The following is a 21,005-nucleotide window of genomic DNA, read 5'->3' on the forward strand; positions in this document are numbered from 1 at the left end:
CCGGCCCCCTCAGGCGAAGTGGTGCAGTTGCGCGAGTGGCACTTCTGTCGCGGGCGGTGTCCCGGTCTCGACGCCGTCGACGAGGACGGGCGCGGGCTCGCGCGGCACCACCACCCGCGGTGTCGCCGTGTTGTGCAGCATGTCGGCGCGCGTCAGGCCGCGGCTGTCCCGGATCGGGGCGTACGAGAGTCCGCCCGGCAGGGCGGCCCGAGCGGCGCGGTCGTTGAGCGCGGCCTCCGCGACGAAGACCTTGGCGAGCCGGGCGGGCGCGGCACCCAGCGACCCGAAGTAGGGCTTGTAGGAACGCGGTTGGGTCAGACGGGTCGACCCGGACCCCGAGCCCGTGTTGCCCCACGCCACGAAACCGGACTTGATGACCAGCTCGGGCTTGCTGCCGAACCATTTGGGGTCCCACAGCACCAGGTCGGCCATCCGCCCGGCCTGCACGGTGCCGACCTCGTGGGCGAGTCCGTGCGCGAGCGCCGGGTTGAGGGTGATCTTCGCGAGGTAGCGCAACACCCGTGTGTTGTCCGGGTGTTCCACTCCCCCGCCGCCGTTCGCGAGCGCCTGGACGTGGGCGAGCTGCCACGTCCTGCGCACGGTTTCGGCGATCCGGCCCATCCCCATGGAGTCGGAGTTGACGATGGAGATGGCGCCGAGGTCGTGCAGGGCGTTCTCGGCGGCGATGGCGTGCTCGCGGATCCGGCCCTTGGAGATGGCGACATCGCTCGCGGAGGCGTGGTTCTGCCGGTGCACGGTCATCGTCATCGGGAACAGCTCGCCGACCGTGTTCGGGGTGTACGGCACGGTGGGTGTCGTCGACGAGGGCAGGATGTTCGGCTCGGAGAGGATCTCCAGGAGGTCGGGGTGACCGCCGCCGCCCTCCACGTGGTACGCGTGCACGGTGCGGCCGCGGGTGGCGCCGAGGGTGTCCCTCAAGTACCCCGACTCGTTCATGGAGTCGGTGTGCAGCGCGACCGGCAGGTCGGCCTGTTCGGCGGTGTCGAGGCAGGTGTCGATGATGCGCGGGGTCGCCCCGAAGTCCTCGTGGATCTTGAAGCCGCCGGCCCCTGCGAGGGTGATCTCGTCGAGGAGCGCCCGTGAACTGGACGAACCGCGGGCCAGGAAGGCGATGTTGAGCGGAGTGCCCTGCCAGGAGCTCATCAGCGTGTGCAGGTTGTGGGTCGGGTTGCAGCCGATCTCCCACACACCGCCGAGCCCCATGCCGACGAGCGTGGTGACTCCGGCTGACAGCGCGGCGGGCGCGACCTCGGGCGAGGACAGGTGGACGTGGCTGTCGACGACGCCGGGCGTGGCGATGAGCCCCTCCCCCGGCACCACGGAGGTGTGCGAGTCGATGGCGTACTCGACGTCCATCACGTCCGGGTTGCCGACGCTCCCGACGGAGACGATCCGGCCGTCCTTGATGCCGATGTCGGTCTTGCGCACGCCGAGCACCGGGTCCATGAGGACGACACCGGCGACCACCATGTCGAGGGCGGAATCGCGGTCGGAGCGCGGTGAGGCGAGGAGTCCGTCGCGGACCGTCTTGCCGCAGCCGCCGAGGAGTTCGTCGCCCGGGGTGCCGTCGTCGGCCTCGACCTCCACCCACAGGCAGGTGTCGCCGAGCCGGATCCGGTCGCCGGTCGTGGGCCCGTACAGGGCGTGGTACGTGCGGCGGTCGACGCTGGTCATGCGCGCTCCTGGGTCGTACGGGCCTTGTGAGTTGCGGGGATGACGACGACTTCGCGCCGCTCGCCGGGTTCGAAGGCGAGGGCGGTGCCTGCGGCGATGTCGAGCCGCAGCCCGCGGGCGGTCTCGCGGTCGAGTTCCAGCGCCCGGTTGGCCTCGTGCAGCGGGTAGTGCGAGGAGATGTAGACGACGCGGTCGCCGGTGTTGCGGATGGTGAGGGTGGTGCGCGGGCGGCCGACGTTGATCTCGACGGGTGGCGCCTCGGCGGTGCGTACGGCGCCCGGTCCCTCGGCACTGGCGGGACCGATCGGCCGGTCGACGGCGACGAGAGAAGTGCCGCTCGGGAACAGCGCCTCCACCTGCACGGTCGTCACGATGTCGGCGACGCCGTCCAGCACGTCGTCGACGGTGAGCACCCGCCGCGCGGTCTCGATCACCTCGTCGAGGCTCAGCCCGTCCCAGGCGGCCTCCAAGATCTCGTCGCAGATCAGGGCGATCGCCTCGGGGGCGTTCAGGCGGCGTCCCCGCGCGCGGCGACGGCGCGCGAGTTCGGCGACGGTGAACAGCTGGAGCCGTTCCTGTTCACGAGGGGTCAAGTGCACGGTCGGATGGCCCTCCTGGTCGGCGGGCCCCGGACGCTCCGCCCAGGGATCGCACCAGGATCCTCGGCCTCGGCCGCCGAACCAACGTTGAAACATCGCCCCCGTGCCACCGAGAATTGGTCACATGCACAATTCCGAAGGCCGGGGCCGCCCCGGACTGCCCCCGACCTCGCCGCGCATCGCGGAACTCGCCGGGCAGTGTCTGGACAATGTGGACGACCTGATCGGCGACTGGCTGGAGATGGTCGGCCCGGTGCGCACCTCGTACGAGACCCAGGTGCCGGACATCCAGTTCCGCGATTCGGCCTGGCAGGCCTTCGAGTTGCTGCTGCGCACGGTGGCGCGGCTTCCGGTGCCGCCGCACATCGCGGACGTCTCGCGGCGGGTGGGAGAGGACCGCGCCCGGCAGGGCGTCCCGCTGGACGCGCTCCTGGAGGCGGCACGCCTCGACTTCCGGGTGGTGTGGCAGGCGCTGGTGAACCGGGCGCGCCCCGAGGACATGGCCGATCTGGCGGGCTCGGCGTACCACGTGTGGGAGGCGGTCGAGCGGCATGTCACCGGGATCATGACGGCGTACCAGCGCACGGTCCTGGAGATGGGGCGCCGCGAGGAGGACGAGCGGCGCATGTGGTTCGCCCGGCTCCTGGAGACCGAGGGCCGCAACCCGACCGTCGTACGGGACGCGGGCCGCGCCTTGGGGCTCGCGGACGACGGCCGGTTCCTGTGCGCGGCGTCCTCCGCCGCGGCCGGCCCGGGGCTGCACCGTGCGGGGCTCGCGCTGCGCGGGGCGGGGGCGGCGGTGCAGCAGCAGATGGTCGGTGGGGACGCGGTCTTGGTGGTGCAGCTCAGCGGCCGCGTCACCCGCCCGTACGTCCTGGACCAGTTGCAGGACTCGCCGTGCGGGGTGGCTCCGCAGGCGGTCGGGCTCGCCGCCGTGCCGCGGGCCACGGTGCTCGCGGTGGCGACGGCGCAGGTACTGCCCGCGGACACGCGCTCCCCGCGGCTCCTGGAGGACAGCTGGCTCGATGTGCTGGCCCACCGGGCGGGCGACTTCGGCCGCGATCTGGCCGCCGATGTACTGGGCGCACTGCACGGGCAGGGTGTCACGCGCGGCGAGGCGGACCGGCTGCTGCACACCGTGCGGGTCCATTTGGCGGGCTCGGGCTCCATCGCGGACACGGCCGACGCGCTGTACTGCCACCGCAACACGGTGCAGCACCGCTTCAACCGGTTCCATGAGCTGACGGGGCGCGATCTGCGGCGGCCGGCGGACGCGGCGTTGCTGGCGGTGGCGTTGCGGGTGAGGTGAACGCGTTAGCGTTCCCCTGTGTCCGAGGACGAGAAGACCCCCACGCATCAGGGGACAGAGAAGAAGCGCCGGCTCAGCCGCCGTGCCCGGTTCGTCGTGCTGGCCGTCGTGGCCCTCGCCGTCGTCGCGGCCGTTGTCGTGCCGCTGGTGGTGGTCTTCGGCGGGAAGGAGTCCGGGCGGTCCGAGAAGCTGGTGATCCCCGAGGGATACCGTGCGAGCCAGGTGTACGAGGCCGTGGACAAGGCGCTCGCCGTCGACGGCGGGACCACCAAGAAGGCCGCGGCGAAGGCGCACTTCACACTGCCGGGCGCGGCGGACGGCAACCCCGAGGGCTATCTGTTCCCGGCCACCTATCCCATCGGCCGCAAGACCACCCCCGCGTCCCTCCTGGCCTACATGAACGACACCGCCGATCAGCGGCTGAAGGCCGACCACATCGCCAAGGGCGCGGACGCCAACGGCGTCTCCGGCTACGAGACGGTGATCATCGCCAGCATCGTGCAGGCCGAGGCCGACACCCATGAGGACATGGGGAAGGTCGCCCGGGTCGTCTACAACCGGCTCGACCAGGGCATGCCGCTCCAGATGGACTCCACCATCAACTACGCCCTGAACCGCTCGACCCTCGACACCAGCCACGCGGACACGAGGACCGACAGTCCGTACAACACGTACGCGCACAAGGGCCTGCCGCCCACACCCATCGGGAATCCGGGCGAGGACGCCATCGACGCGGCGATCGCGCCGCCGAAGGGCGACTGGCTGTACTTCGTGACGGTCGGGCCCGGGGACACCCGGTTCACCGACAGCTACGAGGAGCAGAAGAAGAACGTCGAGGAGTTCAACTCGCGTCAGGCGAGCGCGAAGGAGTAACGCGCGAGGTGGGGCGCGAAGGCGGGGTGCTCGGAGAGACGGCGCAGGTACGCGCAGAGCCGGGGACGTCCGCCGATCGGTGAGGTGGCGTCCAGTTGCACCAGGGTCGCCCACAACCGGACGTCCGCGAGGGTGAGCTCGCCGCCGAGGATGTGCTCGCGGCCGGCAAGCCGTCGCTCCAGGACGTCAAGGGCCCGCTCCAGCGTGGCGGGCGCGGAGGCGGCGATGCCGCGCTCGCACAGCCGGCCCACCGCCTCGATCGCGTCCTCCGCTCCGCGCGGGAGCAGATCGGGGCCGTGGCCGCCGAAGTGCCGGGCCAGGTCGTGCAGGATGTCCCCGGTGTGCGTGCTGACGATCCGCCCGGTCCAGTCGTCGCTGAGCACCGGTGCCACCGCGGGTCCCGGGTACTGATGCGACGTCGACTCGTACAGCGGGACGAGCGCCCGGTGTCCGCCGCCGGGTGCGTCGGGGACGGTCGGCAGCACGGTCACCGGGAGGGTGTCGCCGAGGCCGAGCAGGCCGTGGGTGACGGCGATCTGGAGACAGTGCGGGCAGGCGGGCGACAGGTGGAGCCGGAAGCGGTGCGGCGCGGCGTAGTAGCCGCTGCGCGCGTCGCAGCCGATGCGGCTCCGGAAGGACGGCACGGCGGTGGGCGCTGTGGCGGACATGCGTCTCCCTGGGGGTGCTCGATCACGGGCGTACGGGCGGGCGTACGGAAGTGTCAGGCGTGGGCGGCGAGTCGGCCGCCGCCGTGGGGAGAACTCGCCGCGCTGCACACCCGCGCGAGGTCGATGTGACGGCGGGACGTGAGCCGGGGCAGTGCCCCGACGGCGGCGCGGACAGCCGGGCTGCCGGGGTCGCGCGCCGCACCGCCCATCATTCCCTACCGTTTCACTAGGATTCCCTTAGAGGAGTGTGTGGCCGTGGGGACGCCGCGTCAAGAGCGCTTCCACTCCTCGGCCAGCAGCTCGTAGGAGCGGACCCGGTCGGCGTGGTCGTGGGTGATGGTCGTGATGAGCAGTTCGTCGGCGCCGGTGGCCTCCTGGAGCTGGGCGAGGCGGCGGGCCACGGTGGCCGGCGAGCCGACGAACTGGGTGTCGAGCCGGTCCTGCACGAGCGCCCGGTCGGCGTCGGTCCACGTGTGTTTGCGGGCCTCCTCCGGCGTCGGGAAGTCGATGGCGCCCTCGGCGTTGCGGATGCTGCGCACCCACGGGCCGTAACCGGTGGCGAGTTCGCGGGCGGTGGCGTCGTCCTCGGCGACGACGACGTCCGCGGAGACACTGACGTACGGCTTGTCCAGGGTGTCGGAGGGCCGGAAGAAGGACCGGTAGCCCTCCACCGCTTCGAGAACCGTGGCGGGGCTGACGTGGTAGTTCGCGGCGAACGGCAGTCCGCGTGCGCCCGCCACCTCGGCGCTCTCGCCGCCGCTGCTGCCCAGGATCCACACGTCGACCTCGGCGCCCTCCCCCGGCACGACGTGTGCCTCGACGCCGTCCGGGGATATGTAGGCGCCCGCGAACAGGGCGAGGATGTCGTCGACCTGCTCGGCGTAGTCCTGCGCCTGCGCGCCCGGCTGCTGGAGCAGCTTGCGTTGCAGCGCGACGCGGGGCGAGCCGAGGAGGTGCTCGAAGGAGAAGCGGGGCGGGATGACGAGGCCGTTCGGGGCGGTGCCCTCGATGACCGGGGTCGCGGTCGTCCTGGGCGCCGCGGGCTGGGCGGGCGGGCGGCCGCCGGATCGGCCGAGGCCGAGGTCGATGCGGCCGGGGTGCAGCGCGTCAAGCAGCCCGAACTCCTCCACCGTGGACAGCGCGGTGCGGTGGCCGAGCTGTACGGCGCCGGAGCCGAGCCTGATGGTGTCGGTGGCGGAGGCGGTCAGGGCGAGGACGACGGCGGGCGAGGTGCCGGCGACGCCCGGGTTGAGGTGGTGCTCGGCGAACCAGTAGCGGGCGTAGCCGAACCGCTCGGTCTGCTGGGCGAGGTCGATGGAGTTGCGCAGGGCGTCGCCCGCGGTCGAGCCGGACGGCACCGGGACCAGGTCGAGGACGGCGAGGGGGATGTCAGACACGGGAGAACTCCTCGGTGGTCGCGGGCGCGTCGTCGGGGTGGGCGAGGCCGAGGTGGTCGCGCAGGGTCGTGCCCTCGTACTCCGTGCGGAACACGCCCTGTTCCTGGAGGAGCGGGACCACCTTGTCGGCGAACGCGTCGAGGCCGCCCGGGGTGATGTGCGGGACGAGGATGAAGCCGTCGGCGGCGTCGGCCTGGACGTACTCGTTGATGGTGGCGGCGATGGTGGCCGGGGAGCCGACGAAGTTCTGCCGGTTGCCGGTGTGGATGACGAGGTCGCGGATGGACCACTGGTTGGCGGCGGCGAGCTCGCGCCACTCGCGGGCGGTGGCCAGGGGGTCCCGGTACATGCGGACCTGGGCGCGGCCCTCGGCGATGTGCGTTTCACCGACGTCCGGGTCGATGTCCGGGAGCGGTCCGTCCGGGTCGTACGAGGACAGGTCCCGGTTCCAGACGAACTCCAGGTGCTTGAGGGCGGTGGCCCCGCTGACCTGCTGGCGGCGCACCTCGCGGGCGAGTTCCTCGGCCTCCGCGTCGGTGTCGGCCAGCGCGAAGGTGGCGGCGGGCAGGATGAGCAACTGGTCGTTCCCGCGGCCGTACTTGGCGAGGCGGGACTTCACGTCCGCGTAGAAGTCGCGGCCCGCCTCCAGGGTGCCGTGCCTGCTGAAGATGGCGTCGGCCTCGGCGGCGGCGAACTCGCGGCCCTCGTCGGAGTCACCGGCCTGGAAGACGACGGGGCGGCCCTGCGGAGAGCGCGGGACGTTGAACCGGCCGTGGATGTCGAAGTGTGCTCCGGTGTGCGCGAAGGAGCCGGCCTTGGCGTCGCGCAGGAAGGCGCCGGTGTCCTGGTCGGCGAGGATCTCGTCGTCGTGCCAGGAGTCGAAGAGCTCGTTCGCGGTGGCGAGGAACTCCCGGGCGCGTGAGTAGCGTTCGCGCTGCGGGAGGAAGCCGCCGCGGCGGAAGTTCTCGCCGGTGAAGGCGTCCCAGGAGGTGACGACGTTCCAGGCGGAGCGCCCGCCGGAGAGGTGGTCGAGGCTAGCGAACTGGCGGGCCACCTCGTAGGGCTCGTTGAACGTGGAGTTGATGGTGCCGGTGAGCCCGATGCGCTCGGTGACGGCGGCGAGCGCGGCGAGGACGGTGAAGGTGTCGGGGCGGCCGACGACGTCCAAGTCGTAGATCTCGCCGCCCTGTTCGCGCAGCCGCAGCCCTTCGGCGAGGAACAGGAAGTCGAACTTGGCGCGTTCGGCGGTCCGCGCGAAGTGGGCGAAGGAGCCGAACTCGATGTGGCTGCCGGCCCGCGGGTCGCTCCACACGGTGGTGTTGTTGACGCCGGGGAAATGGGCGGCCAGGTGGATCTGCTTCAGCGGCTTGGTCATGGGAGTTCCCTCCGGCTCACGCGGCGGCGTAGCGGTTGGCGGGGCGGTCGAGGCCGAGGAGTCCGCGCAGGGTGTCGGCCTCGTACGCGCGGCGGAAGAGGTCGCGGCGCTGGAGTTCGGGGACGAGGCCCCGGGTGATGGCCGGGAGGTCGTGCCCCACGACGGCGGGCCGCAACCGGAACCCGGTGAGTCCGGATTCGTGCAACTCCTGGAGCAGGTCGGCCAGTTGGGCGGGCGTGCCCGCGAAGACGGGCGCGTCGCTCTCGTACCGCGATCCGTCGAGGGCGTCGAGCCGGTCCCGTCGGGCCGTCGCGGCGGCGGGGTCCTCGTCGAGGAACACCACCAGGTCACCGAAGACGTGCAGGGGCTCGCCCGCCCGACCGGCCGTGTCCTGCTCGGCGCGGATCCTGCCCACGATGGCGCGGGCCTGCGCGGCGTCGTGCGGGGTGATGTATCCGACGTCGGTGGCGCGGACCACCAGGCGGTACGGGACGGCGTCGTGCGCGAGGGCGGTGACGAGCGGCTGGCCCTGCGGAGGGCGGGGCGTGATCGAGGGTCCGCGGACGCTGAACCGGCTGCCCTCGAAGTCGATGTAGTGCAGCTTGTCGCGGTCGATGAAGCGGCCGGTCGCGGCGTCCCGGATCTCCGCGCCGTCCTCCCAGCTGTCCCAGAGCCGCCGGACGACCTCCACGTAGTCGGCGGCCTCGTCGAAGAGCTCGGTCACCAGCTCGGCGGCCTCCGGGCTGTCGTAGGCGTCGATGGGGTCGATGGTGCGGCGGCCGAAGTGGGCGGCCTCGTTCGGGCGTGCGGTGACCTGGACGCGGACTCCGGCGCGGCCCTCGCTGACGTAGTCGAGGGTGGCGATGGCCTTGGAGAGGTGGAACGGCTCGGTGTGCGTGACCACGGCCGTGGGGACCAGGCCGATGTGCCGGGTCAGCGGGGCGATGCGCGAGGCGATCAGTACGGCGTCGAGGCGGCCGCGGACCTGGTCGGTGCGCTCGTCCGGTTCGAGGAAGTGGCTCGACTGCGGGCCGAGTCCGTCCTCGATGGTGACGAAGTCGAGCAGGCCGCGCTCGGCCTCCGCGACGAGTTCGGCCCAGTACGCGGCGGTGAACAGCTCGCGCGGCCGGGAGACGGGCTCGCGCCAGGAGGCGGGGTGCCACCCGGTGCCGTCGAGGGCGACGGCGAGGTGCAAGGAAGGAGAGGGCGATGGAGACACGAAGGTGCCTTTCTGGAACGGCCGACAGGGAGGACGACAGGCGTGGCTACTTGCCGGTCTTGGGCAGTCCGGGCGGATTGATCCTCGACTTCGTCACGGCCTCGTCGGACAGACCCCAGCGCTTGAGCACCTTCGCGTAGCTGCCGTTGTCGATGACGTGGTCGAGCGCGTCGGCGAGCGGCTTCACGAGTCCGCTGTCCTTCTTGGTGGTGGCGGCGATGAGGCCCTGGAGCTCGGCGCCCGCACCGGAGTACGTGCCGACGACCTCGGTCTTCCCGGTGCTCGCCGCGTGGTAGGCGGCGGTCGGGTTGGGGCCCAGGTAGATGTCGATGCGGCCGGACTGAAGGGCGAGATAGGTGTCGCTGTCGTTCTGGTAGTACTTGATGTCGACCGGCTTGCGGCCGGCCTTCACGTTCTCCTTGCTCCACTCGATGAGCAGCTTCTCCTGGTTGGTGCCGCTGCCCACGGCGACCGTCTTCCCGGCCACGTCCTTCGGTCCCCTGACCTTCAGGCCGCTGCCCTTCTTGGCCTCGAAGCCGAGGTTGTCCTTGCGGTAGGTGGCGAAGTCGTACTTCTCCTTGCGGTCCTCGGTGACCGTGATGTTGCTCAGGCCCACGTCGTACTTGCCGCTGTCGAGGCCGACGAAGATGTTCTCCCAGGACGCGGTGGTGCGGCGCACCTTGAGGCCGAGGACGTCGGCCACGAGGTGGGCGAGGTCGGGCTCGACGCCGATGACCGTCTTGTTGTCGGTGGCGTGGAAGCCGAGCGGCGCTGCCGAGCTGGAGGAGCCGATGACCTCGAGGGTTCCTCGTCTGCGGATCCGCTCGGGCACCTCGTCGGCTATGGAGTCGACCTTGCCGGTGGTGACGCGGTGCTGATCGGGGCTGAGGTTGATCTTCGCCTTGGCGCCCGAGCCGTCCGCGACCTCGGTCGTGCCGCCGTCGGAGGGGTTGCTGCACGCGGCGAGGAGGAGGGCGGCGGCGAGGGAGAGCGCGGCGGCGGTTGCGGGGCGGCGGCGAACGAGGGTGGTGGGCACGGTGGTGGTTCTCCTTGCGTACGAAACGGAGCGGGGGACGGTCACAGGACCTTGGAGAGGAAGGCGCGGGTGCGTTCGTGCCGCGGTGCGTCGAGGACGGCCGCGGGCGTCCCCTGTTCCACGACGACGCCGCCGTCCATGAACACCACGGTGTCGGCGACCTCGCGGGCGAAGCCGATCTCGTGGGTGACGACGATCATCGTGGTGCCGGTGCTCGCCAGGTCCTTGATGACATCGAGGACCTCACCCACCAGCTCCGGATCGAGCGCGGATGTGGGCTCGTCGAAGAGCAGCACCTTCGGTTCGAGGGCGAGCGCGCGGGCGATGGCGACGCGCTGCTGCTGGCCGCCGGAGAGCTGGCGCGGGTAGGCGTCGGCCCGGTCGCCGAGCCCGACGCGGTCGAGCAGCTTGCGGGCGGTGTCCTGCGCCTCCTTGCGCGGGCGGCCGAGAGCGGAGACGGGGGCCTCGATCAGGTTGTCGAGGACGGTCAGGTGCGGGAAGAGGTTGAAGTCCTGGAAGACGAACCCGATGTGGGTGCGCTGCTTCAGGACGTCCTTCTCGCGCAGCTCGTGCAGCTTGTTGCCGGAGCGGCGGTAGCCGATGAGTTCGCCGTCGATGCTGATCCAGCCGCTGTTCACCTTCTCCAGGTGGTTGATGGTGCGCAGCAGCGTGGACTTCCCCGAGCCGGAGGGGCCGAGGATCACGGTGACCTCACCGGCGTGCACCTGAAGGTCGACGCCCCGCAGTACTTCCAGCGGGCCGAAACTCTTGTGGACGTCCTGGATGTCCACCATGGGCTTGCTCATCGTCGGGCTCCCAGGGCTCGGAGGGTCTTGGGGGCGGCGGTGCCCCGGGCGTATCGGCGTTCCACGTAGTGCTGGGCGATGGACAGGAGCGAGGTCAGGACCACGTACCAGGCGGTGGCGACGAGGAGCAGCGGGATCACCCGGCCGTTGCGTCCGTAGATGACCTGCGCCTGGTAGAAGAGCTCGCCGATGGACATCACGTAGACCACCGATGTGCCCTTGAGGAGGCCGATGATCTCGTTGCCCGCCGTGGGCAGGATGGCGCGCATGGCCTGCGGCAGCACGATCCGGCGGACCTGCCGAAGGCGTGGGATGCCGAGGGCCGCGGCGGCCTCCAGCTGGCCTCGGTCGACGGAGATGACACCACCGCGGACGATCTCCGCGGCGTACGCGGCCTGGTGCAGGGTGAGGCCGATGACGGCGGCCCCGATGGTGCCGATGAGGCTGTTGCTGTCGACGGACCAGAACACCGGACCGAAGGGGATGCCGAGGCCCAACTCCTTGTAGAGGGCGCTGAGGTTGAACCAGAAGACGAGCTGGACGATCATCGGGATCGATCGGAAGATCCAGATGTACGTCCAGGCCACGGTCTGCAGCACCGGGCTCCGCGAAAGCCGCATGAAGGCCAGCACCGTACCGAGCAGGAATCCCAACACCGTCGCATAGGCGGTGAGCTGGAGTGTGACCCAGACGGCCTGCACGATCGTCTCGGACAGGACGTAGTCGCGGAAGACGCCCCATTCCCAGACGGGGTTGGTCAGCAGGCCGTGCGCGAACTGGGCGACCAGGACGAGCACGGCGGCGGCCGCGACCCAGCGGGCGTAGTGGCGGATCGGGACCACTGTGAGGGCGGCCGGGTCGTCCGGGGCGGTGGGCGCGGCGCCGGGCAGGTGCTTCTCGAACGGCAGCGGGCCGATGGACTCGGGGTCGGCCTCGGTGTCGAAGAGCGGGGTGTAGCCGGTGGTCAGGTAGAGGCCGCGGGCCTCGGGCTGGCGCGGGCCGGTGGTCAGGTAGATCCGCCGGTAGCCGCGCTCGCCCGCCTCGCGCTCCAGTTCGTCGACGACGCGGCGGGCGAGCCCGCGCCGCCGGTGGGCGGAGTGCGTCCAGATCCGCTTGAGCTCGGCGGTGTCGGCGTCGTAACGGCGGAAGGCGCCGCCCGCGACGGGCTCACCGTTCTCGAGGACGAGGAGCAGCAGCCCCCCGTGCGCAGGCGTGAACTCCTCGTCGGGATAGCGGGAGATCTCGGCGTGGGCGTCCTTGCCGTAGCGGGTCGAGTACTCGTCGCCGAGCTCGCGCAGCAGGGGTTCGACACGCGGGTCGGAGACGGGTACGTGGACGACCGTCACGTCCTCGGACGGCGCCGGCGGTTGGGCGAGGGAGGTCATGCACCCACCGCCGCGGGCGTCTCGGTCCCGCGGGCCGCGCGCTCGGCGTCGCGCTTGGCGACCTCCTCGCGCACGATCGGGATCACGTACCGGCCGAAGTCGACGGCGTCGTCGAGGAGGTCGTAGCCGCGCGCGGAGAGGATGTCGACGCCGAGGTCGTAATAGTCGAGCAGGGCCTGGGCGACGGTCTCCGGGGTGCCGACGAGGGCGTTGGAGTTGCCCGCGCCGCCGGTCGCGGCGGCCGTCGGGGTCCACAGCGCGCGGTCGTAGCGCTCGCCCGCCTCGGCGATGGCGATGAGGCGCTGGGAGCCGACGTTTTGAGGAGTCGCAGCCTGGGGCTCGGCCTGCCCGTGGTGGCGCCTGCCGATGCGCTCGCCCCGCTCCTTGCGGGCCTTGATCGCGCCGACCGTGCGGTGCGCCTTCTCCCAGGCCAGTTCCTCGGTCGGCGCGATGATCGGGCGGAAGGCGACCTGGATGCGCGGGACGTCGGTGCGGCCCGCCGCCTTCGCGGCGGCCTTCACGGTCTCGATCTGCTCGGCGGTCTTCGCCAGCGGCTCGCCCCACAGGCAGTAGATGTCGGCCTCCGCGCCCCCGGCGGCGTACGCGGCGGACGAGGAACCGCCGAACGAGACGCCGGGCCGCGGCTGTTGGACCGGGAAGACATCACTGACGAAGTCGTGGAAGCGGTAGTGCTCGCCTTCGTGGTCGAAGGGCTCGTGGGTCGTCCAGATCTTCTTGACGAGCCGGATGTACTCGCGGGTGCGGCCGTAGCGCTCGTCCTTGGTGAGGGTGTCGCCCTCGCGGCCCTGTTCGTGGTCGTTGCCGCCGGTGATGAAGTGGACGGTGAGCCGGCCCCCGCTGATCTGGTCGAGGGTGGCGAAGGTCTTGGCGGCGAAGGTGGGGTACGAGACGTTGGGCCGGTGGGCGAGCAGGATCTGGAGGCGTTCGAGGCGGCTCGCGATGTAGGCGGCGGCCGGTGCCGGGTCGGGCGAGCCGGAGCCGTACGCGAACAGCACCCGGTCCCAGTCGTGGTCCTCATGGGCGCGGGCGAGCCGGAGTGTGTACTCCTTGTCGAAGGCGGCGCCGGAACGGGGTGTGGTTTCGGAGCCGTCGTTGGTGGCGGCGATGCCGAGGAATTCCACGGGCATGGGGTGGGCCTTTCGGAGGCGGCGAAATCCGCCGGCGGGCAGGCCGGAACGGCCGTGCGCGCAGACGGAGTTGACGACGCGTCACAGGGACGGGTCGCTACGGAAGAGGCGACGCGGGGCGTCGTGGGAGGGGGCGCGGCGGCACCGCGCGCGAGGCGTCAGGCCCCGGCCCGCGAAGGGGGCGCCGAGGGAGTCGCCGAGAAAGAGATGGGCCGGTCAGAGGGCCCGCTGCCGCTTCAGGCGCAACACGCCGCGGACCACACCCGACCGAAGTCGATGTGGTCGCGCGAGACCAAGTGCTGGGCAGTCATGGACCAATTGAGCCGTCCGCGGGGCCGTTTCGTCAAGCCGCGCTCGTATGTCGGACGGCGCTCAAGTGCGTCTCGGAGGGCGTGTGTTGCGGCAGTGTGTCGTGCGTGTGTACGCCGCCCCGCTCGGACGGGGCGGCGTCGGTCTACCGCCGGGTCCTGCGCCGTTCGACACCGGCCAGGAGACGGTTCCGCTGCTCCTCGTCCGTCGCCGCGGCCGCCGCGGCCAGGGCGAGGGCCGCCGCCGCGTCGATCACGGCACGGTCCGCGCCGGGGGTGGTGCCGTGCGCCGTGAACTCGACGGTGTGCTGGCTCGCGCCCGCGGTGTCGTAGCCGATGGTGGGGTGGATCGCGGGCAGCAGGCGGGAGACGTTGCCCATGTCGGTGGAGGCGGTGGTGTCGCCGTGTCGGGGCAGCGGGTCGCGGCCGAGGGAACGGGCGGCGGCCGCGTAGGCATCGGTCAGGAACGGGTCCTGCCGGAGATCCGCGAAGTCCCGCCCGTGCGGTGCCAGTTCGAGCTCGGCGCCGGTGGCGAGGGCGCCCGCCTCGAAGCAGGCACGGATCCGGCGCTGGACCGCAGTGAGCTGTTCGGCGGTGGGGGCGCGCACCTCGTAGCGGGCGCAGGCGGTGTCGGGGATGACGTTCGGCGCCCGGCCCCCGTCGGTGACGATGCCGTGGACCAGGGAGCCCGGTGGCAGTTGCTGGCGCAGCACGCCGATCGCGGTCTGGGCGACGGTCAGCGCGTCGAGCGCATTGACCCCCTCCCACGGCGCGAGGGCCGCGTGGGCCGGGCGGCCCCGGTAGGTGATGTCCCAGGCGCCGATGGCGAGGGAGGAGGCGCCGACGGTGTCCTCCTGGGCAGCGTGCGCCATCAACGCCGCGGCGACGTTGTCAAAGACTCCCGCGTCGATGAGCAGCACCTTGCCGCCGATGTCCTCCTCCGCGGGGGTGCCGATGAGCCGGACGGTGACGTCGAGCCGGTCGGCGACGGCCGCGAGGCCGAGTGCCGCGCCGACCGACGCCGCGCCGTTCACGTTGTGCCCGCAGGCGTGTCCGATGCCGGGCAGCGCGTCGTACTCGGCGCAGAAGGCGAGCACCAGCTCGCCGCTCCCGTACGTCGCGTCGAGCGCGGTGGGCAGCGAGTCGAGGGGGCGGGTGACCGTGAATCCGGCCGCTTCGAGCAGGTCGGCGATCTTCGTGGCCGAGCGGTGTTCCTGGAGGGCGGTCTCGGGTTCGGCGTGCAGGCTGTGGCTGAGCGCGACGAGCCGCTCGCGCCAGGCCCCGACCGCCCGGGTCACCTCGTCGTGCACGGAAACGGATTGCGATGTCGTCATGCGAGGCTCTCCTTCGCGTCGGTGGGTACGGCGGGTTCCGTGGCGGCGGGGGCCGCGCCACCGCCCCCGTACAGCAGCGCGAGCGCCCCTCCGATGAGCGCGACCGCCGCGCAGGTGCCCCAGCCCCACACGTAGCCGGACAGCGTGATGTGGCCGCCGCGTTGGTGTGCCGAGAAGAGCGCCCCGATCACGGCGGCGCCGATCGCCGCGCCCAGCGACAGTGCGAGTTCGTTGATGCCCACGGCCAGTGCGGTCTGCCGTTCGGGCACGATCTCCGCCGACAGGGTCCGGGTGATGGACTCGAAGACGCCGGTGGCGAGGCCGACGACCAGTACCGAGCCGACGTACTGCGCGAGGGTGGCATGGAAGAGGATCATGCCCAGGAAGCCGAGTCCGATGAGGGCTCCGCCGGTGGCCAGGACGGCGCGGTCGCCGATGCGGCGGGCCAGGCGCGGAGTGGCCGTGGAGCCGACGAAGCCCAGTACGACCATGGCCAGGGACACCGTCGCGATGGCCTGCGGGCCGAGGCCCATGCCGTGGCCGACGGCGTCCGGGTCGGCGCCGAGGAACAGGGCGTTGGCACCGAGGAAGCCGATGCACCCGAAGGCGGCGCAGAAGGTGTGCGCGCTGACCACGGCGAGCCGCCGGTCGCTCAGCATCCGGACGCTCACGAGCGGGTGGGCCGCGCGGCGCTCCACCGCCACCCAGGCGATGAACACCGCCACCGCGAGGGCTCCCGTGCCCAGGGAGCGGGCCGAGGTCCACCCCCAGGTGCCGCCCTGGGCGAGCACCAGGACCAGTGCCACGAGCCCGACGGTCAGCAGGGCCGCCGCTCCGTAGTGGAACCGGCCGCCGAACTCCCCGTCGCTGTCCGGCAGTACGAGGCCGGCGGCCAGGGCGAGGACCGCCACCGGCACCGCCGCCCACAGCCCGGCCTCGGCGTGCCGCTCGCTGAGGGCTCCGGCCACGAGGCCGCCCACGCCGATGGCGATCAACAGGACGCCGACGAGCAGGGACATGCCGGTGCGACCGCGTTCGGGGGCGCGGGAGCGCAGAATTCCGGCGAGCAGCGGGAAGAACCCGACCACCGCGCCTTGCAGGACCATGCCCACCGCGAGTGTCGTCACCGTGGGCCACAGAGCCATCACCAGCGAACCGGCCGCGACCATCGTGAGTGCCACCCTCAGCAGCCGACGGTGGCCGTACAGATCGCCGAGGCGCGAGAGCAGCGGCGTGAGCACGGCGAACGCGCACTGCGACAGCAGATAGAGATTGTTCTGGGCCACTCCCCCGATGCCGAGCCGCTGCCCCAGCTCCGGGAGCAGCGGGGTGAGATAGCCCTGGACGACGCCGCTGAACACGACGACCACCGCCATCGCGCCGAGCATGCCGCGGCCGGTGCCGACCGCCGATCCACCTGTGCCCACGTCTGCGCCCATCGAGGACGTCCCTTCTGGCCGGAATCGAATGCGGTGGCTACTGTGCGGGCAGCGGTCGTACCGGTCGGCGGATTCGTCGGAAACGAGCAGGGAGGGGCTGTCCGATGCGAGAAACAGTCACCGTGAGCGAGCTGGATCTGGCACTCGTCAACGCCCTCCAGCTGCGCCCCCGCGCCTCCTGGACCGAACTCGCACCGCCGCTCGGTGTCACCGCGAGCACGCTTGCCCGCCGCTGGGAGCGGCTGACCGAAGAGGGGCTCGCCTGGGTGTACGCGGCGCCGGGACGGGAGTTCTCGCGCACGCGCTGCACGGCGTTCGTCCTGGTGCGCTGTCGGCCCGGCACCCGTGCGCGCATCGCTCAGGAGCTGTGCGAGCGGCCCGAGGCCGTCACCATCGAGCTCACCGGGCCCGGCAGCGCCGACCTGCTCGTCGACGTCCTCGCCCCCGACCTCCCCGCGCTCACCCGGTTCGTGACGACACACCTCGAAACGCTGCCCGGTGTCACGGCCGTGGACTGCCTCTTCGCCACGTCCCTCTACGTGGAGGGCAGCCGCTGGCGACTCCGTTCGCTCGACCCGGCACAGCTCAGCGTCCTGGGCCGCTCGGGCGAACGCCCGCCCGAGCCCGCGGCGACGCTCGAACTCGACGCGGTGGACCGGGTGTTGCTCGACTCCCTGGTCGGCGACGGCCGCCTGGGCCTCGCGGCGCTCGCCGCGCACACCGGCACCAGCCCGGCCACCGTCCGCCGCCGCCTGCACCGCCTCACCGACTCGGGTGTCCTGACCCTGCGCTGCGACATGGCGGACGCGCTCGCGGGACGGCCGCTGCCGGTCTCGCTGCTCGGACGCGTCCCGGCCCGAGACATCGCCGCCGTCCACCGCGCTCTCGCCGCTCTGCCCGAGTGCCGCCTCGTCGCCGCGGTCACCGGCCGGACCAATATCTTCGCCACGCTGTGGGTGCGCGACCTCGGTGACATCCAGCGCCGCGAGACCGCCCTGGGCGCACGCCTGCCGACGCTGGAGTTCACGGACCGGATCGTGGGCCTGCACACGGTCAAGCGCATGGGCCATCTGCTGGACGAGCACGGCAGACGCGTCGGGGTGCGTCCGATCCGGCCCTGGTGACCCTCGTCGGCACCGTTCAGGGCCGAGACGTCCGGGGGCAAGGCCAACCGGGAGCGTAAGGGATCTTGACCACCCGTCAGTGACTGCTTAGCTTCGGTCAGTGATTCGATTCGATCATCTTGCGGCCAACCCCCTTGGCCGTACACCTTGTTGTAGGGAGCCATCGAATGTGTGAGTCCTGCTGCCCCACGCCCCGTACGCCGCACATGAGCCGCGCGCGGTTCCTGCAACTGGCTGGCGCGGGGGCCGCCGCGGTGGCCGCGTCCGGCACGTTCACCGGGTCTGCCGGCGCCGCCTCCCGGGCTGCGGGGGCCGAGCGTTCGGGTCCGGTGCTCGTCGACAACGTGCGCGGCTACACGCTCTCGCGCGGCAAGCTGCGCAGATTCTCCCGGATGCTGCTCACACCCGAGGGGCGGGTCGCCGCGCTCGACGTCGGCGCCGCCCCCAAGGGCATACGCCGGCTCGACGGCCGCGGTCGCGTACTGCTGCCCGGACTGCACGACGCACACGGGCACTTGTGGGGGCTCGGCGCCCTCGCCGTCGAACTGAACCTCGTCGGCACCCGTTCCCTGAAGGAGGCGATGGACCGGCTCGCCGCGTACGACACCGCGCACCCCGATGACGCGTGGATCCTCGGCCGCGGCTGGAACGAGGTCGTATGGGGGCTCGGGCGGCTGCCCAACGCCGCCGACCTGGACGCGGTCGTCGACGACCGGCCGGTGTGGCTCGGCCGCGTGGACGGGCACGCGGGCGTCGCCAACACGGCGGCGCTGAAGGCCGTGGGTGTCACCGCGGACACCCCCGATCCCGACGGCGGCCGGATCGTGCGCGACGGCGCGGGCAATCCGACCGGGGTGCTCATCGACGCGGCGCAGTCGCTGGTGGAGGACAAGCTGCCCGAGCCCACGCTCGACGACGTGCGCGCCCGTGCGCTCGCCGCGCAGAAGCAGCTCGGCAGCGTCGGCATGACGTCCGTGTCGGAGGCGGGCACGGACGCGAGCGGCGTCGTCGTACTGCGCCGACTCGCGGACGAGGGCGCGCTGACGGTCCGCGTGAACGCCTTCCTGTCCTACACGGCGTTCACCGAGATCGGCGCGGACGCCCGCACCGACTCGTACGCCGACGACATGGTCCGCATCCGCACCGTCAAGCAGTACATCGACGGCGCGCTCGGCAGCCACGGCGCCGCGCTTCTCGCCCCGTACGCCGACGATCCGGACACCAGCGGGCTGCTCCAGGTGGAGCCGGAGGAGTTGCAGCGCCGCGTGGAGCAAGTGGTGCGCGGCGGCTACCAGTCGGCGGTGCACGCCATCGGCGACCGCGGCAACCGCGTCGTCCTGGACGCGTACGAGCAGACGTTCCGGCGGGTCGGCGACGCCGGGATGCGGCACCGTATCGAGCACGTACAGGTGCTGGCGCCCGAGGACATCCCGCGGCTGCGCCGGCTCGGCATCATCGCGTCGATGCAGCCGGTGCACGCCACCGACGACATGAACATGGCCGAGGACCGGATCGGTCCGGAGCGCATCAAGGGGGCCTACGCCTGGCGTACGTTGATCGACCAGGGCACGCACCTGCCGTCCGGTTCGGACTTCCCCGTGTCGTCCGAGAATCCCTTCGACGGTCTGCACGCGGCCGTCACCCGCACCGACCGGGACGGCAGGCCCGCCGGCGGCTGGCACCCTGAGCAGGCCATGACGCCGGTGGAGGCGCTGCGTTCGTTCACGGTGGAGCCCGCGCACGCCGCGCACCAGGAGCACGTTCTCGGCACGCTGGAGCCGGGCAAGTGGGGCGACTTCGTCCTCACGGACACCGACCCGTTCGACCTGCCGTCGGGCCGGGCGGTGTGGCAGACGAAGGTGTTGCAGACGTGGGTCGCGGGGAAGCGGGTCGGCGAGTACGGCGAGCTGTGACGCGCGGCGGGCGTCACGCCGGGGCGAACGCCCGCCGGGCGTGCTCGAGCAGCTCGCGCAGCGCCGGGTTGTGCGCCCGCTTCCAGACCAGGGCGAGCAGGGCAGGTGTGTCGACGTCGACGAGGGCGCGGGCGGTGAGCCGGTCGCCGTAGGCGGCGGCCATCGACTCGCTCAGGACGGCGACGCCGAGACCGCGGTCGGCGAGCGCGGCGATGGAGTCCGCCGCGCTCGCCTCCAGCGCGATCGTGGGGCGCAGCCCCTGGGCCGCGCAGGCGCGGTCGAAGACGGTGCGCAGGCCGGTGCCGGGCGGCATGCACACGATCGGATGGGCCATCAGGTCCCCGAGCGCCACGCGCCGCCGTTTCGCCAGCGGGTGTCCGGCCGGGACCGCCACGACGAGCCGTTCGTCGATGACGGTCAGGGAGTCGAGTCCGTCGGGGGTGGAGTGGGCGGCGCCGATGAGCGCCAGGTCGAGGTCGCCCGCGCGCACCCCCTCGACGAGCCGGTCGGAGCCGTCCTCGAGGAGCGAGAGCTCGACGCCGGGGTGCGCCTCGTGGAACGCGGCGAGTGCGTCGAACAGCGGCGTGACGGTGCAGCCGATGACCATGCCGACGGTGAGCCGGCCCCTGATCAGTTCGGACACCTCGGCCACCGCCCGGCCGATCGTTCCGGCCGCGGCGAGGGTGGCACGGGCGTGTTCGAGCGCGGCCTTGCCCGCCACGGTGAGCGTGACGGTACGGGACGAGCGGTCGAACAGCTCCGCCCCGAGCTCGCGCTCCAGCTGCCGGATCTGCGCGCTGACGCCCGACTGGCTGATGTGCACCCGCTCGGCGGCGCGCGTGAAGTTCCGCTCCTCCGCGACGGCGACGAAGTACTCGAGCTGCCTCAGGTCCATGACCACAGATTCTAGTTTCCAGCAAAACCATCTGTTGGACTTCTGCCCGATGCGCGGCCAGGCTGGAACCACGACACGGAAGACCGCAGCGCCCCAGGAGGAACCCATGCCGGAGTCCGCGTACGAGAAGGCCATGCACCCCGAGGACATCACCCGCCTGTTCGTCGAGCGCTCCAACGCGGGCGACGCGGCCGGCGTCGCCGCGCTCTACGAGGAGGACGCGGTGCTTGCCTACCCGCCCGGTCAGGAGACGGTCGGCCGGGAGGCGATCCGCGCCCTGTGGGAGAAGGTGCTCGCGAACCGCCCCCACTTCGAACCGGAACAGCCGCTGCCGACGCTGGTCAACGGTGACATCGCGCTGACGTCGACACCGCCGAAGGACGGCACCGGCGCCCGCGCCCAGGTCGTCCGCCGCCAGCCGGACGGCAGCTGGCTCCGCTTCCTCGACCAGCCGGAGTTCGCACCGGCCGAGCGCTGACCGT

Annotated in this window: 18 protein-coding genes and 1 pseudogene; 5 read left to right on the top strand and 14 right to left on the bottom strand. The window is 72.0% G+C overall.

Annotation, left to right across the window (positions count from 1 at the left end; all coding sequences use genetic code 11):
- Nucleotides 1-9: 9 nt before the first annotated feature.
- Both ACNYS0_RS02340 and ureA read right to left on the bottom strand, forming a co-directional pair.
- On the bottom strand, nucleotides 10-1,695 hold the full coding sequence (locus ACNYS0_RS02340; RefSeq protein ID WP_422470929.1) for an urease subunit alpha: 1,686 nt from the start codon (nucleotides 1,693-1,695) through the stop codon (nucleotides 10-12).
- Nucleotides 1,692-2,294, bottom strand: coding sequence for an urease subunit gamma (gene ureA, locus ACNYS0_RS02345; RefSeq protein ID WP_422470930.1), 603 nt, complete (start codon nucleotides 2,292-2,294; stop codon nucleotides 1,692-1,694). The genes ACNYS0_RS02340 and ureA overlap by 4 nt, the downstream gene beginning before the upstream one ends.
- A gap of 124 nt (nucleotides 2,295-2,418) precedes the next feature.
- On the opposite strand from ureA, the gene ACNYS0_RS02350 reads away from it, so the two are divergent.
- Both ACNYS0_RS02350 and mltG read left to right on the top strand, forming a co-directional pair.
- The gene (locus tag ACNYS0_RS02350; protein ID WP_422470931.1) at nucleotides 2,419-3,603 is read left to right on the top strand and encodes a PucR family transcriptional regulator; all 1,185 of its coding nucleotides are present in this window, start codon (nucleotides 2,419-2,421) and stop codon (nucleotides 3,601-3,603) included.
- 18 nt (nucleotides 3,604-3,621) lie between these two features.
- Nucleotides 3,622-4,476: an endolytic transglycosylase MltG gene (mltG, locus tag ACNYS0_RS02355; RefSeq protein ID WP_422470932.1), complete on the top strand. Its 855-nt coding sequence runs from the start codon at nucleotides 3,622-3,624 to the stop codon at nucleotides 4,474-4,476.
- Here the strand turns inward: mltG and ACNYS0_RS02360 are convergent.
- The 11 genes and pseudogenes from ACNYS0_RS02360 to ACNYS0_RS02410 form a co-directional block, all read right to left on the bottom strand.
- Complete coding sequence (locus ACNYS0_RS02360; RefSeq protein WP_422470933.1) at nucleotides 4,455-5,144, bottom strand: glutathione S-transferase C-terminal domain-containing protein; 690 nt, start codon at nucleotides 5,142-5,144, stop codon at nucleotides 4,455-4,457. The genes mltG and ACNYS0_RS02360 overlap by 22 nt on opposite strands.
- Before the next feature lie 269 nt (nucleotides 5,145-5,413).
- Nucleotides 5,414-6,541 carry an MsnO8 family LLM class oxidoreductase gene (locus ACNYS0_RS02365; RefSeq protein ID WP_422470934.1) on the bottom strand — a complete coding sequence of 376 codons (1,128 nt, stop codon included), beginning with the start codon at nucleotides 6,539-6,541 and terminating at the stop codon, nucleotides 5,414-5,416.
- Nucleotides 6,534-7,916, bottom strand: coding sequence for an NtaA/DmoA family FMN-dependent monooxygenase (locus tag ACNYS0_RS02370; protein WP_422470935.1), 1,383 nt, complete (start codon nucleotides 7,914-7,916; stop codon nucleotides 6,534-6,536). The genes ACNYS0_RS02365 and ACNYS0_RS02370 overlap by 8 nt, the downstream gene beginning before the upstream one ends.
- A gap of 16 nt (nucleotides 7,917-7,932) precedes the next feature.
- Complete coding sequence (locus ACNYS0_RS02375; protein WP_422470936.1) at nucleotides 7,933-9,135, bottom strand: LLM class flavin-dependent oxidoreductase; 1,203 nt, start codon at nucleotides 9,133-9,135, stop codon at nucleotides 7,933-7,935.
- 46 nt (nucleotides 9,136-9,181) lie between these two features.
- Entirely contained in the window at nucleotides 9,182-10,171 is a 990-nt protein-coding gene (locus tag ACNYS0_RS02380; RefSeq protein ID WP_422470937.1) for an ABC transporter substrate-binding protein, read from the bottom strand.
- A 41-nt stretch (nucleotides 10,172-10,212) separates the two neighbouring features.
- Nucleotides 10,213-10,977 carry an amino acid ABC transporter ATP-binding protein gene (locus ACNYS0_RS02385; protein ID WP_422470938.1) on the bottom strand — a complete coding sequence of 255 codons (765 nt, stop codon included), beginning with the start codon at nucleotides 10,975-10,977 and terminating at the stop codon, nucleotides 10,213-10,215.
- Nucleotides 10,974-11,885, bottom strand: coding sequence for an amino acid ABC transporter permease (locus tag ACNYS0_RS02390; protein ID WP_422482427.1), 912 nt, complete (start codon nucleotides 11,883-11,885; stop codon nucleotides 10,974-10,976). Before ACNYS0_RS02390 ends, ACNYS0_RS02385 begins: the two co-directional genes overlap by 4 nt.
- 54 nt (nucleotides 11,886-11,939) lie before the next feature.
- Nucleotides 11,940-12,362, bottom strand: a pseudogene (locus ACNYS0_RS02395) (GNAT family N-acetyltransferase); the annotation flags it as partial.
- On the bottom strand, nucleotides 12,359-13,510 hold the full coding sequence (locus tag ACNYS0_RS02400; protein WP_422470939.1) for an LLM class flavin-dependent oxidoreductase: 1,152 nt from the start codon (nucleotides 13,508-13,510) through the stop codon (nucleotides 12,359-12,361). The pseudogene ACNYS0_RS02395 and the gene ACNYS0_RS02400, both read right to left, overlap by 4 nt.
- Before the next feature lie 454 nt (nucleotides 13,511-13,964).
- Complete coding sequence (locus ACNYS0_RS02405; protein WP_422470940.1) at nucleotides 13,965-15,152, bottom strand: M20 family metallopeptidase; 1,188 nt, start codon at nucleotides 15,150-15,152, stop codon at nucleotides 13,965-13,967.
- Entirely contained in the window at nucleotides 15,149-16,591 is a 1,443-nt protein-coding gene (locus ACNYS0_RS02410) for an MFS transporter (RefSeq protein WP_422470941.1), read from the bottom strand. The genes ACNYS0_RS02405 and ACNYS0_RS02410 overlap by 4 nt, the downstream gene beginning before the upstream one ends.
- Before the next feature lie 104 nt (nucleotides 16,592-16,695).
- Between ACNYS0_RS02410 and ACNYS0_RS02415 the strand changes: the two genes are divergently transcribed.
- Nucleotides 16,696-17,715 carry an Lrp/AsnC family transcriptional regulator gene (locus ACNYS0_RS02415; RefSeq protein WP_422470942.1) on the top strand — a complete coding sequence of 340 codons (1,020 nt, stop codon included), beginning with the start codon at nucleotides 16,696-16,698 and terminating at the stop codon, nucleotides 17,713-17,715.
- Between the two features lie 167 nt (nucleotides 17,716-17,882).
- Entirely contained in the window at nucleotides 17,883-19,628 is a 1,746-nt protein-coding gene (locus ACNYS0_RS02420; RefSeq protein WP_422470943.1) for an amidohydrolase, read from the top strand.
- Between the two features lie 13 nt (nucleotides 19,629-19,641).
- Here ACNYS0_RS02420 and ACNYS0_RS02425 read toward each other — a convergent pair whose 3' ends face one another.
- Complete coding sequence (locus tag ACNYS0_RS02425) at nucleotides 19,642-20,523, bottom strand: LysR family transcriptional regulator (protein WP_422470944.1); 882 nt, start codon at nucleotides 20,521-20,523, stop codon at nucleotides 19,642-19,644.
- Nucleotides 20,524-20,629: 106 nt separating this feature from the next.
- On the opposite strand from ACNYS0_RS02425, the gene ACNYS0_RS02430 reads away from it, so the two are divergent.
- On the top strand, nucleotides 20,630-21,001 hold the full coding sequence (locus tag ACNYS0_RS02430) for a YybH family protein (protein WP_422470945.1): 372 nt from the start codon (nucleotides 20,630-20,632) through the stop codon (nucleotides 20,999-21,001).
- The last annotated feature ends 4 nt before the right edge of the window (nucleotides 21,002-21,005 follow it).

The organism is Streptomyces anthophorae, from assembly GCF_049310305.1.
GTDB lineage: Bacteria > Actinomycetota > Actinomycetes > Streptomycetales > Streptomycetaceae > Streptomyces.